Below are 13,119 nucleotides of genomic sequence, written 5' to 3'. Positions count from 1 at the left end.
TCGGGCGAATCTGCCGTCTCCCGGGGGACCACCCCGGACCCCCGAGACTGTTTCTTCTGGGGGACGACCCCCAGGACCCCCGAGGATTTCATGCAGCCCCCCGTCTCCGTGATCATGCCGGTCCTCAACGAGGAGCGGCACCTGCGCAACTCGGTTCGTCACATCCTCGAGCAGGAGTACGACGGCGAGATGGAGGTGGTGATCGCCCTCGGCCCGTCCACGGACCGCACCGACGAGATCGCCGCCGAACTCGTACGCGAGACCGCGTCCGACCCCCGCGCGCGCGTCCACACCGTGCCGAACCCCACGGGCCGGACCCCCGCCGCCCTCAACGCGGCGATCAAGGCGTCCCGTCATCCGATCGTGGTGCGGGTCGACGGTCACGGCATGCTGTCGCCCGACTACATCGCGACCGCCGTCCGCCTCCTGGAGGAGACCGGCGCGCAGAACGTCGGCGGGATCATGCACGCCGAGGGCGAGAACGACTGGGAGCGGGCGGTCGCCGCCGCGATGACCTCGAAGATCGGCGTCGGCAACGCCTCCTTCCACACCGGCGGCGAGGCGGGTCCGGCCGAGACCGTGTATCTGGGTGTCTTCCGCCGCGAGGCCCTGGAGCAGCAGGACGGCTACAACGTGGAGTTCATCCGCGCCCAGGACTGGGAGCTGAACTTCCGTATCCGCGAGGCGGGCGGCCTGATCTGGTTCTCGCCCGACCTGCGCGTCCAGTACCGGCCCCGCCCGAACGTCCGCGCGCTGGCGAAGCAGTACAAGGACTACGGCCGGTGGCGCCATGTCGTCGCCCGCTACCACCAGGGCTCCATCAACCTCCGCTACCTCGCCCCGCCGACCGCCGTCTGCGCGATCGCGATCGGCCTGGTCGTGGGCGTGGCGCTCACCCCGCTCGGCTTCGTGATCCCGGCCGGCTACCTCGCCGCGATCACCGCGGGCTCCGTCCCGGCGGGCAAGGGCCTCCCTCTGAAGGCCCGCCTCCAGATCCCGGTGGCCCTCGCGACGATGCACATGTCATGGGGCTTCGGCTTCCTGACCAGCCCGCGCGCCCTCGCGAAGAAGGTCATCGCGAGCCGCCGCCCGTCGGTGAAGGCCGCGAAGGTCTCGGAACCGACGTCGGAGCCGGCCAACGGCGCCTGACCCCCCGCGGTCGACGAGGCCGCGCACAGCGGGCCGAGCAGTACCCCGTGACGGCCGGACCCTTCAGGGCCCGGCCATCACGTCATCGGGAGGGAAGCGTCAGCTCTTGCTCTTGCCGTCCCACCTGTAGACCGAGTAGACCTCCATGCAGTCCACCTTGTCGTCGGCGCCCTCCGGGAGGTCGCCCGCCTCCGTCTTCGGCTTCTTGTACGTGGCGCCCTCGCGCCAGTCGCCGCCGATCACCAGAGTGATGCTCTCCGCCTTGGCGTCGGCCCGGACGGCCGAGTCGGGCAGGCCCAGGGACCTGGCTACGGACAGGGCGTCGGCCTTGGCCTGGTCGCCCTCCGTCTTCGGGTACGTGACGACCGTGTCCTTGCGGGGCTCGGTGCTCCGCGAGGCGGTCGCCTGCGTGAAGCCCTTGTCCTGGAGGCTCTTGGCCATACCGCTCGCCCGACCGTCCACGGACATCTGACCGTCGACTCCCGTGCCGTTGATCACCGTGATGCCCAGGGTGCTCGGCGCGCCGGCCGTCGGGCCCGTCGGCTTCGCGGAGGCGGACGGCTTGGCGCCGGCCGCGTCGCCGTTCTTGTCGAAGGCCACGTCGTCGCGGAGCATCGCCCACATCTTGTCGGCGGACGCCGGGACCATCTCGAGCCACTGGTTCGGCTTCGGCGGATACGCCCTCGTCGGGACCGTCGCCGTCGTCAGGCGGTCGAGCTTCACGTTCTTGAGCTGCATGGAGAGATCGAAGAGCTTCGCCACCGAACGGATCTCGTCGGAGACCTGAAGCGCCTTCGTGGCGGTCTCCGCCAGACCCATCAGCCGCCCGGTGTCGGTCCAGGCGTTCTGCTTCTGGAGCTTCTCCATCATGCCGTTCATGTACATGTGCTGGGCCTTGGCGCGGTTCTGGTCGCTGCCGAACGCGTGCCGGGTACGCAGCCACTGGAGCGCCTGCTCGCCCTTGACCTCGGTGGTGCCCTTGGGCAACTGCAGGCCCGAGCCGCCCTTCACGGTCGCGGTCGATCTGTCCCACACACCGGTCGTCACACAGACCGGGACGCCTCCGACCTCGTCCGCCATCGCGACCACACCGGCGAAGTCGACCATCATCCAGTGGTCGATGTAGACCCCGGTGAGGCTCTCCCAGGTGGTCAGGGTGCAGCCAGGACCGCCGCGGCTCAGCGTCTCGTTGATGGGCCTGTTGGTCGTGGCCGCGTAGGGCGTGCCGTCCTCGTCCTTGCACGCGGGGATCGGGACGACCGTGTCGCGCGGGATGGAGACGATGTTGGCGTTCTTCCGGTCCGCGGAGATGTGCAGCAGCATCTGCACATCGGCGAGCGGCTTGCGGTCCCGCTCGTTCTTGCCACCGCCGAGCGCCACGTTCTTCGCGTCGGCGCGGCTGTCGGAGCCGATCAGAAGGATGTTGAGCGGGGTGTCGCCGAGCGCGTTCGGCGCGGCCTTCTTCACGCCGCTCTCGCCGCCCGCGCGGCTGCCGCCGCGGAGATTGTCGTTGAGGTGCTGGTAGTACAGGTATCCGGCGCCGGCCGTCGCGAGTATCAGGAGCGACAGGGTCCCGGCGACCCAGCGGAATATCTTGCGTTTTCCGCTTTTCCTGGCCCGCCTGCGCGGCCCTTTGCGTCGATGACTCGTACGGACCTGCCCACCGCTCCCGCCACCGTCGCCCGCACTGTCACCGGTACCCCCACCGGTCGTGCGGGTGTCGCCCCCGGCACCCGCACCAGCCGCACGCCCGTCACCGTCTCCGTAGAGACTCTCGTCCCAGCCCAAATCGCGGGCGTGCGGAACGCGTCCCCGCGTCCCCTCCCTACGCACGCTGCTCTGTCCCACCCCTGGTCCCCTCGGTTTTCAGGCGCGTTCCGCGACCCGGTGTTTCCGGGTCACTGGGCGCACACCTTCTTGTCTGCTTCGACCTGACCCACGTCCGGCGCCTTTACCGGACCGGTGATGGGCATCCCCGCGCCCTTGAAGTCGGAACCGAGGACGAGCGTCATGGGCTCGCGCTCCCCGGCGTTCGTGGTGCCAGGCTTCAGCGCCGTGGCGGGCAGGCCCATCATGTCCGCGAGCTTGCGGGCCTGATCGGCCTGGTTCGGTGCGTACGTGAGTGTGGTCTTCGCCGCCTTCTCAGGAGCGTTGGACTTGTTCGTGGACCTCGTCACGCCCTGCTCGTTCTGCAGCCAGACGATCGTATTCTGCGCCGCGCCCGTGATGCCGCTGCCGTTGTAGACGTCGACGCGCACGTCGACCGCCTCGGCGCGCGGTCCCTGGAGCAGCTTCGCCTCGGCCTGGGCCTGCGCGTTCTTGGCGTCCTTCTCCTTCTTCTTCACCTCGGTGAAGGAGATGTCGTTCTGCACCATGTTGAAGACCTGCGGTGCCTTGGTCTGGTCGAGGACGACGGTCGCCCGCTTGTTCGGCGGCTCGTCCGGGTTGTCCACGACGGGCACGGTCATGAAGGTGATGTTCTTGAGGTCGACCTTGCCGAGCTCCTTGGCCAGGGTGGTCAGCTTCATGGCGGTGCCTATTCCCCGGTCCACGGTGAGCGCCTTGGTCGCCGCGTCCGCGACCGAATACAGCTTCGTCGGGCTGTCGAGCGTCTCTTCCTTCAACTGCCGGATCATCGACGCGAGGAACTGCTGCTGCATCTTGATCCGGTCCAGGTCGCTCTCGTTGCCGAGACCATGGCGGTTGCGGAGGAACGCGAGCGCGTCCTCGCCCATGATCTTGTGCTCACCCTTGGGGAGGTTGAGCTTGGAGTACGACTTGTCGTGGATGGGCTTGTTCAGGCAGACCTTCACGCCGCCGACCGCGGTCGACAGTGTCTTGACGGCGTTGAAGTCGACCATCATGAAGTGGTTGATCTCCAGCCCGCCCGAGAGTTCCTTGACGGTGCGCATCGTGCAGCCCGGGTCGCGGCCGTCGACGCCGAACGACTCGTTGAACTTCGTGGTGCCGACCGAGCCGGGGATCACCTTGGTCGAACCGTCGGGCTGCTTCGTGGGGCAGTCCGGGATCTTGATCTTGAGGTCCCGGGGGATGCTGATGGCCGTCGCGTTGGTGCGGTCCTCCGAGACGTGGAAGAGGAACGTCGTGTCGGCGTGGCCGGTGACGTTGTCCTTGTTCCCGTAGCTCGTGTTGCCCTCGCCGGTGCGGACGTCGTTGCCGATGATCAGGATGTTCAGCGGCCCCTCCATCGTCTCGCCTCCGGAGGCGGCGTCACCGACGTCGATGGTGTTGAGGTTGCCGTTGAAGTGGTCGTACAGCGCGTACGCGCCCGCCGCACCGGCCACGAGCACGACGGCCATCGTCCCGCCCGTCCAGAGCAGGACCTTCTTCTTGCGGGACTTCTGCGGCTTGCGCTTGCGGCGACCGGCCGACGGCTGCGTGCCGCCGGGGCCCTCGGGGGCGCGGCGGCGGCGCTGCCCGGGAACGGGAGCCTCGGTCGCGGTGCGCGAACGTTCTGAGCCCCGTGAACGCTCCGCGCTCCGGGAGCGCTGCGCGGTGCGCGAACCCTGCCCGCTCCGGGAACCCTCGGCGCTTCCGGAGCGCTCAGCGGATCTCGGAGCCGGAGTGGTGACGCCGCGGGAGTGGGACTGGTGCGTCGACTGCTCAGCGGAGTGGTTCAGTCGCAGTTCGTAGTTGCCGGTCTGCGGGTTGAGTACCCACTGGTCGGCGGGGTCGATCTCGTCCGCCTGTCCACGGCTGTGCGCGTCCACGGTTACTTGAATCCTCCGTCGGTGCCACGCGAGGCGCCTTCCCCGTCGGGCGCTCGGTCGTTCGATCCGTCTGAGTGCGCGACCACGCGGTCGGGTGCACCGGATCGCGTCACACTATCCGCCCAGTTCAGCGTGGGGCGACGTCCGTGACAAATTCCACGCCCCTTACAACCGGGCAATTTGCTCAAACCTCATCCACCCCAGCCCTCCCCTTGGACTCCCCTTTACTCACCCCCCTCGACGGGCCCCTAGGAGCACGCACCCTCGGCCGCGTTGCGCCCCGAGAACGTCGGGGTCGGGGCCGGGCTCGGTGAGCCCGCGTCGTCCGGCTTCCCGTCGCGGCCTGTGCCCTCGCCCGCGCTCTCGGATGACGACGGCGTGCCGCCCGGCTTCACCGTGACGGGCTTGTCCTCGCGGAGCTGCTTGAAGAGCTGGCTCGCTTCGGGTTGTACGAGTTCGTCCCGGTTCGCGTTGTACGAGTACGGCTGCCGCGGCACCGTCAGGAACTGCACCTTCTCCGTGGGGACGGCCCGCATCGAGCGCGCCAGGTCGTACAGGTCGCGGAGCGAGTCGAGCCCCCGGTCGGTCGTGATGGACTTCGTCGCCGCGTCCAGGACCGGGTACAGCCGGGTCGGATTCAGCAGGACGCCGTTGCTCTGCACCTTGTTGACCAGGGCCCCCAGGAACTGCTGCTGGCGGTCCATGCGTTCCGTGTCGCTCCCGTTCCCGAGCGACTTGCGGGCCCGTACAAAACCCAGCGCCTGCTCGCCGCGGAGCGTCTGGCGCCCGGCCGGCAGCTTCAGGTGGGCGCCGTCGTCGTCGATCGGCTCCTTGAGGCAGATCTCCACCCCGTTCACGGCGTCGACCATCTTCTTGAAGCCCTGGAAGTCGATCACCATGTGGTGGTCCATCCGGATGCCGGTCAGCCGCTCGATCGTGCGGATCGTGCAGGCTGTGCCGCCGATCTCGAAGGCCAAGTTGAACTGGGTGAACTGTTCGCCCGTGCGCGTTCCGTCCGGTGCGCGGCAATCGGGGATCTCCACCATCAGGTCGCGCGGAACGGAGACCGCCGTCGCGTTCGACTTCCCCGCCGAGAGGTGCAGCAGGATCGTGGTGTCGGAGTGCTGGGTCCCCTTGTCCTTCCCGTACCGGGAGTTGCCGGCGCCGGCCCGGGTGTCGGATCCGATGAGCAGGATGTTCCGCGCGGACGAGACGACGGCGCTCGGGCGCTCCTTCTCGTACTCGAGCAGTTCGGCGGCGGCGCTGGTGTCGGTGGTGATGTTGTTGTCGAGCTTGCGGTAGAACCACCAGCCGGCACCCGCCGCGGCGAGGACGACGACCGAGCATCCGAGCGCCGTCCAACGCAACCAGCGCCGGGCGCGCGGGGCGTCTCCCTCGCCGCCGCCGGCAGCAGCTCTGGCCCCGGTCCGGGCATTGCTCGTGCCAGGACCGCCCCCCGCCCCAGCAGGCCTTCCGGCCCGGGCGCGAGCACCGGCCCCCTCCTCCACACCGGCCGGTCCCTCCTGGCTGGGCGTCTCGTCCCCGGCCGGGGGGTCGGGTTCGGCGGGCGGGCCGGCGCTGTCCGTCACGTCTGAGTCCATCCTTCATGGCGTCGGCGGGCGAGCCGGGGCCGCCGCTCACATACATGGACGGCCGAACCTGACGCCTGGTTGTGCGGGCAGGGGGGTGCGTACCCGCCGATCATGTACCGGAGTTGACGCACAGACCCGGGGACTCGGCGAGTCGGTGCGCCATACGGGTGGATCCTCAGCGGGTCGTCAGGTCGCGGTCACCGTGACCCGCTCGCTCTCCACCCGCTTCTCGAGGGCCTCGGGCGCCAGTTGGTCCAGGTTCCGGCACAGGACGACGGAGGCTCCGGCCGCCAGAGGCGCGTACAGCCCGGCGGAAAGACCGTCCCAGGTGTCGTACGGACGGCCGGACAACAGCCGCGCGCCGGGCGCGAGACCGAGGGCCTCGGCGTCCGCGCGGGCTCGCTCGACGAGTTGGATGCCGGACAGTTCCGTACCGTCGACCAGGAGTGCCGGAGCGTCCGCGTCGACCGGGACGAACGGGGCGAACCGGTCGCCCTGACTCGGCACCTCCACCGCGTAGTCCGCGTAACCGGCGGGCGGGGCGGGGAAGCGGCGGCCCATCGGAGCGAGGGAGAGCGCGATCCGGTCTCCCGAGCAGGTCAGGCCCGCCTCCAGGGAGTCGGGCCCGGCGACGACGTAGTCGGCGCCCGCCGGGTCGCCGCCGAGCTCGGCGGTCACGCCGACCGACGAGCAGGCCAGCAACCAGACGGCCGTCTGCCAGTGCGCGGGCAGCAGCAGCGCGAGCCGGTCGCCGGGGGAGGCGGAGAGCTCTCCCTGCAGCAGGTTGGCGGTCTTGGCCACCCAATTGGCGAAGGTGGCGACGGACAATTCGACGCGCTCACCGGTGGCGTCGTCGTAGAAGGTGACCAAGGGGCGGGCGGGGTCCGCGGCGAGCGCGGATCGCAGCAGGTCGGCGGGGGTGCGGTCGCTGGCGTTCACGCGGGCAAGGGTACGCGGGGAGGTGTGCGGGACCCCGCCGTACCGGTGACACCGTCCACCGGTCGGCCCGACGCTCCGTCAGTTTCCGGGTGGAATCCCGCCGTGCGGAACGGCCCGGGGATACGGACGATCGCCTCATGCGTGCCTACCTTGTCTCCTCGATCGCCGTGACCTGCGCGGCGGCGCTCGCCCTGCCGTTGTCCCTCGCGACGCCGGCGGTGTCGCTCCCACCGGGCGCGCCCACGGGGTCACCAGCGGTCGTACCGACCGCCGGGGACCCCGCCGCGCAGCCCGCCTCCACCTCCGACACCGTGCCCGCCTCCGACATCGAGTCCGCGTCCGCATCCGAACCTGCCTCCGCACCCGTACCCGCAACCGCATCCACCTCCGGCTCCGTCGAAACGGACGTCGCCGGAACCACCCAGTCCCTGCCGCTCGGCCCGATCGGAACCGCACGGCGGGCCCTCGGCGCCACCGCGGCGGCGCAGGGCCTGACCCGACGGGACGTCAGGCCCTTCTCGCTCGTGGGTGTCGTCTGGGACGACGCACGAGCCGAACTGCACGGCACGGTCCAGGTCCGGACCCGGGCCACCGGGGGCGGGGAGTGGTCGGAGTGGCAGGAGGTGGAGATCCACAACGAGGACCACGGGGCCGACCCCGGCACTCCCGAGGCCGCGGCGGGCGGGCTCCGCGGCGCCACCGCGCCGCTGTGGGTCGGCGACTCGGACGGCGTCGAGATCCGCGTACTGCCGGGACAGGGCGGAGCGGACCACGGGCCCGGCGCGGCGGAGGCTCCACCGCTTCCCGGCGGGCTGCGCCTCGAACTCGTCGACCCCGGCCCCGAGCCGGCCTCCGACACCACCGCGGACACCGCCTCCGACACCGCGGACACCGCCTCCGACACCGCGGACACCGCCGACGGAGCCCCGACGGCGACCCGGGCGCTGGCCACTGGTGCGCGGACGACCGCGCCCCGTGCGCTGCGTGCGCCGACCGTCGAAGAGGCGGCCGCCGCCTCCGTCAACGCCCAGCTCGCCCCGGTCGGTACGGCCGCGATCCCGGCCGCGGCCGCGGCGAAGCCGTACATCGGACCCCGCCCGAAGATCGTCACGCGCAAGGGGTGGGGGGCCGACGAGAAGCTGCGGGAGAAGGGCTTCGTCTACACCAAGGCGGTCAAGGCGGCTTTCATCCATCACAGCGCCACCGGCAACAACTACACCTGCAAGCAGGCCCCCTCCGTCCTCCGCAGTATCTACCGCTACCACACCAAGAGCAGCGGCTGGCGTGACTTCGGCTACAACTTCGCCGTCGACAAGTGCGGAACCATCTACGAAGGCCGCGCGGGAGGCGTGGCCAAGCCGGTACTCGGCGCCCACACGCTCGGTTTCAACACCAACAGCATGGGCATCGCGGTCCTCGGCAGCTATGCCAAGACGGCTCCGCCGGCCGCCGTGGTGACCGCCGTCGCCCGACTGACGGCGTGGAAGCTGGGGCTGCACGGGGTGAATCCGAAGGGCAAGGTGACGCTGACGTCCGGTGGCGGAAACCTCTACAAGAAGGGCAAGAAGGTCAAGTTCAACGCCATCGCGGGGCACCGGGACGGATTCGCGACGGCCTGCCCGGGCGCACGCCTCTACGGCAAGCTCGGCACCGCGAGGAGCGCGTCGGCGAAGTACCAGGGGCGACGGTGATGAGGTCGCCGGTCCGACCATCTGCATAAACTGACCGGTCACATCGCACGGACGAGCGGACGCGCGGACGAGTGACGAGACCGGACCCGGACAGGAAGCAGAGACGACAGGTGACAGAAGCGATCCTCCTGGTCGGTGGCAAGGGCACGCGGTTGCGGCCCCTGACGGTCAACACGCCGAAGCCGATGGTTCCGGCGGCCGGCGTCCCGTTCCTGACGCACCAGCTGGCAAGGGCCAAGGCCGCGGGCGTCGAGCACGTGGTGCTCGCCACGTCGTACCTGGCCGAGGTCTTCGAGCCGCACTTCGGGGACGGCTCGTCGCTGGGGCTCAGCCTGGAGTACGTCACCGAGGAGGAGCCGCTCGGCACGGGCGGCGCGATCCGGAACGTCGCCTCGCGCCTCCACTCGGGCGCCGACGACCCGGTGCTCGTCTTCAACGGCGACATCCTGACGGGCCTGGACATCCGGGCCCTGGTCGCCACGCACGCCGACTCGGGCGCGGACGTCTCGCTGCACCTCACCCGGGTCGAGGACCCGCGGGCGTTCGGCCTGGTCCCGACGGACCCGACCGGCCGGGTCACGGCGTTCCTGGAGAAGCCGCAGACTCCGGAGGAGATCGTGACCGACCAGATCAACGCGGGGGCCTACGTCTTCCGCCGCTCGGTCATCGACACGATCCCGGTGGGCCGCCCGGTCTCGGTCGAGCGGGAGACCTTCCCCGAGCTCCTCGCGGCCGGCGCGCATCTGCAGGGCCTGGTGGACTCGACGTACTGGCTCGACCTCGGCACCCCGCAGGCGTTCGTCCGCGGCTCCGCCGACCTGGTCCTCGGCCGCGCCCCGTCCCCGGCGGTGCCGGGCCGCTGCGGCGACCGCCTGGTCCTGCCGACGGCCCGGGTCGCCCCGGACGCCAAGCTCACGGGCGGCACGGTGGTCGGCGCCGGCGCGGTGGTCGGCGAGGGCGCCCGCATCACGGGCTCGACGGTCCACGCGGGCGCGGTGGTCGAACCGGGCGCGGTGATCACGGACTCCCTGATCGGCGCGGGCGCCCGGATCGGCGCGCGCACGGTCCTGACGGGCGCGGTCATCGGCGACGGAGCCGAGGTGGGCCCGGACAACGAACTCCGCGCCGGCATCCGCGTCTGGTGCGACGCGGTGCTCCCCCAGGGCTCGGTCCGCTTCTCCTCGGACCAGTAGACCCCCCGCCGCGCCGGCGCCGCACCACACCTACGGAGGTCCGCACGGGAGGACCCGTACCTTTCCCCACTCGGCTGTACGGGTGGTGCGGGTGGGAAGCCACGCCCGGCCGCGGGCCGGGCGCACCTCCCACCCGGCGGCACCCGCCCCGTTACGCTCATACACATGGCCGGCCGCTTCACACCCCTCACCCCCACCACCCGCACCACCGTGCGCGGCGGCCACGTCCCCGTACCCGCCCAGGCACGCGAGGCTCCCGAGCCCCCCGCCCCGGACGCCCCCGAGACCCCCCGCACCCCCGATCTCGGCCTCACCCTCGGCCCCCTGCGCCGCGGCCCCGGCGACCCCACCTTCCGTACGACCCCCGACGGGTCCGTCTGGCGGGCCAGCCGCACCCCCGCGGGCCCGGGCACGCTGCGGGTCGCCGTCCGCGCCGGAGCCGTGGAGGCCGAGGCATGGGGCCCGGGCGGCGACTGGCTCCTGGACGGCCTGCCCCGGCTCCTCGGCGCCGACGACGACCCCGCCGCCTTCGTCCCCCGCCACCGCCTCCTCGCCGCGACCCACCGCCGCCGCCCCGGTCTCCGCCTGACCCGCACCGGCCTGGTCATGGAGTCACTGATCCCGTCGATCCTGGAGCAGAAGGTCACGACCGACGAGGCGTACCGCGCGTGGCGACTGCTTGTACGGAAGTACGGTGACCCCGCGCCCGGCCCCGCCCCGGACGGGATGCACGTCATGCCCGACGCTCCCACCTGGGCCCGGATCCCCTCCTGGGAGTGGCACCGCGCCGGCGTCGACGACAAGCGCGCCTCCACGGTCCTGCGCGCCGCCCGGGTCGCCCGCCGGCTGGAGGAGGCCGCCGGGATGGAGCCCGAACAGGCCCAGCGGCGACTGGAGTTGATCCCCGGCATCGGGCCCTGGACCTCCGCCGAGACGATCCAGCGCAGCAACGGCGCCCCGGACGCGGTCACCGTCGGCGACTACCACCTGCCCGGTATCGTCGGCTACGCCCTCGCGGGCGACCGCACGACCGACGACACGGCCATGCTCGAACTCCTCGCCCCCTACGCCGGCCAGCGCCACCGCGCGGCCCGCCTGATCCTCCTCAGCGGCCGCGTCCCCCCGCGCCGCGCACCCCGTTTCACCCCCGGGAACATCGCGGCGCTCTAGGGGGTGTCTTGCCGATCAGGCCGGGCTCGCGTGCCCTGGCACCGCTCCCCCGTAGCCCTTCGGGCACGGGAGGTACCCCCACGCCGCGTTGTCGTCGGTCGCCAACTCCCCCGTAGCCCTTCGGGCACGGGAGGTGCCCCCACCGCGTTGTCTCCCTCCTCCGCCTTGCGATACACGGCACCAGACCCCGCTCCCTGATCCGGCCTGATCGACAAGACACCCCCTAGGAGCAGCCCTCACCGCACCTCGATGAACTGCCCCGCCTGCCGCGCCGGCCGGTCCTTCGGTGGTGCCGCCGCGTGCCCGACCGCCACCGCGCCCATCGGGTCCCAGCCCTCCGGCAGCGCGAGCACCTCCCGTACGACGTCACGGCAGAACATCGTCGAGGACACCCACGCCGAGCCGAGCCGCTCGCCCGCGAGTGCCACCAGGAAGTTCTGCACGCCCGCGCCCGCCGCGACCACGAACATCTCCCGCTCGGCGGCGTCCCGGCGCGCGTCACCATAGTGGTGCGAGCCGTCCATCACGAGGCACGGCACCACCAGGTACGGCGCGTCGCGCAGGACGTCCCCGCGCCGCACGCGCTTCGCGATCGACTCCTCCGGCCTGCCGTCCCGCCGCAGGTCCGCGATCCACGCGTCCCGCATCGCGTCGAGCAGGCGCAGCCGTGACTCCGGTGACTCCAGCAGGACGAACCGCCACGGTGTCGTGTGGTGCGGCGCCGGCGCCGTGACGGCCGCGGCGACGGCACGCCGTACCGCCCCCGGGTCCACCGGCTCGTCGGTGAACTCCCGGACGGTACGCCGCAGGGTCACCGCCTCCCGTACGGCCTCCGAGGTCCCGAGCCGGAACATGTCGTCGGCGGCGCCGCGGACCAGCGCCCGGGCGCCGTCCCCGCCCGCGTTGTCCACCAGATGCGGCAGACCGCGCACGACGGCCACCGGAAGACCGCTCGCCTTGCCCTTCACCAGGTCGCCCGCGGCGGCCAGTTCGTCGGCGGTGGCGACGACGGTCGCGCTGAGCGGATTGCCGTACGCGTCCGTGCCTCCGCGCAGGTCGTCGAGCACGCGCACGCCGGCCGCGCCGATGGCCACGTCCGTCAGCCCGCTGCGCCAGGGCCGCCCGAAGGTGTCCGTGACGACGACACCGACGTCGACGCCGAGCACGTCCCGCAGTCCCTCCCGCAGGGCGCGGGCCGAGGCGTCCGGGTCGACGGGCAGCAACAGCACCGTCCCCGCGGGGGTGTTGGAGGCGTCGACCCCGGCCGCGGCCATGATCAGGCCCTGGCGGTTCTCGACGATGCGCAGGGTGCCGCGCCGCGCCACCACCCGTACCGTCTCGGCGTCGATCGCCTCCTCCCGGTCGTCGGCGGCGATCACCCGCCCCTCGGCCTTGCTCACGATCTTGGAGGTGACGAGCAGGACGTCCCCGTCCTGGAGGCCGGGGGAGACGGACGCGATGAGCTTGGCGAGGTCGTCCCCGGCCTTCACCTCCGGCAGCCCGCCGAGCGCCCAGACCCGATATCCGGTCGCCCCCCCGCCGGCGCCCACCGCCCCGTCCGCCGGCGCCACGCCACCAGCGGGCACGATCGCGCCCGTCGGCACCGCCCCGTCCACCGGCACCGCCCCGTCCGTCGGCATCGCCCCCTCCACCG

Annotated in this window: 9 protein-coding genes; 4 read left to right on the top strand and 5 right to left on the bottom strand. The window is 71.7% G+C overall.

The features are described from left to right. The first annotated feature begins 90 nt into the window (after window positions 1–90). On the top strand, window positions 91–1,149 hold the full coding sequence (locus ACFYV5_RS27010) for a glycosyltransferase family 2 protein (protein ID WP_389172636.1): 1,059 nt from the start codon (window positions 91–93) through the stop codon (window positions 1,147–1,149). A gap of 99 nt (window positions 1,150–1,248) precedes the next feature. On the opposite strand, the gene ACFYV5_RS27005 is transcribed toward ACFYV5_RS27010, so the two are convergent. From ACFYV5_RS27005 to ACFYV5_RS26990, 4 genes are all read right to left on the bottom strand, one after another. Further along, window positions 1,249–2,997 (bottom strand): LCP family protein, encoded by a 1,749-nt coding sequence (locus ACFYV5_RS27005; protein WP_389172634.1) that lies wholly within the window; start codon window positions 2,995–2,997, stop codon window positions 1,249–1,251. Between the two features lie 50 nt (window positions 2,998–3,047). After that, on the bottom strand, window positions 3,048–4,880 hold the full coding sequence (locus ACFYV5_RS27000) for an LCP family protein (protein ID WP_389172632.1): 1,833 nt from the start codon (window positions 4,878–4,880) through the stop codon (window positions 3,048–3,050). Between the two features lie 248 nt (window positions 4,881–5,128). After that, window positions 5,129–6,481 (bottom strand): LCP family protein, encoded by a 1,353-nt coding sequence (locus ACFYV5_RS26995; protein WP_389172630.1) that lies wholly within the window; start codon window positions 6,479–6,481, stop codon window positions 5,129–5,131. Window positions 6,482–6,658: 177 nt separating this feature from the next. Continuing rightward, window positions 6,659–7,411: a TIGR03089 family protein gene (locus tag ACFYV5_RS26990; RefSeq protein ID WP_389172628.1), complete on the bottom strand. Its 753-nt coding sequence runs from the start codon at window positions 7,409–7,411 to the stop codon at window positions 6,659–6,661. A gap of 137 nt (window positions 7,412–7,548) precedes the next feature. Here ACFYV5_RS26990 and ACFYV5_RS26985 point away from each other — a divergent pair, with 137 nt between their 5' ends. The 3 genes from ACFYV5_RS26985 (at window position 7,549) to ACFYV5_RS26975 (ending at window position 11,465) form a co-directional block, all read left to right on the top strand. After that, the gene (locus ACFYV5_RS26985) at window positions 7,549–9,102 is read left to right on the top strand and encodes an N-acetylmuramoyl-L-alanine amidase (protein WP_389172626.1); all 1,554 of its coding nucleotides are present in this window, start codon (window positions 7,549–7,551) and stop codon (window positions 9,100–9,102) included. A gap of 110 nt (window positions 9,103–9,212) precedes the next feature. Then, on the top strand, window positions 9,213–10,295 hold the full coding sequence (locus ACFYV5_RS26980; protein WP_355114646.1) for an NDP-sugar synthase: 1,083 nt from the start codon (window positions 9,213–9,215) through the stop codon (window positions 10,293–10,295). Between the two features lie 165 nt (window positions 10,296–10,460). After that, window positions 10,461–11,465 carry a DNA-3-methyladenine glycosylase family protein gene (locus tag ACFYV5_RS26975; RefSeq protein ID WP_389172624.1) on the top strand — a complete coding sequence of 335 codons (1,005 nt, stop codon included), beginning with the start codon at window positions 10,461–10,463 and terminating at the stop codon, window positions 11,463–11,465. A gap of 236 nt (window positions 11,466–11,701) precedes the next feature. Here the strand turns inward: ACFYV5_RS26975 and ACFYV5_RS26970 are convergent, their stop codons facing one another. Continuing rightward, window positions 11,702–13,105: a coenzyme F420-0:L-glutamate ligase gene (locus tag ACFYV5_RS26970; protein ID WP_389172622.1), complete on the bottom strand. Its 1,404-nt coding sequence runs from the start codon at window positions 13,103–13,105 to the stop codon at window positions 11,702–11,704. Window positions 13,106–13,119: the final 14 nt, after the last annotated feature.

The sequence above is a fragment of the Streptomyces sp. NPDC003035 genome (assembly GCF_042888285.1).
In the GTDB taxonomy this organism is placed as follows: Bacteria; Actinomycetota; Actinomycetes; order Streptomycetales; family Streptomycetaceae; genus Streptomyces.
This window is presented reverse-complemented; position numbering and strand designations above follow the sequence as displayed.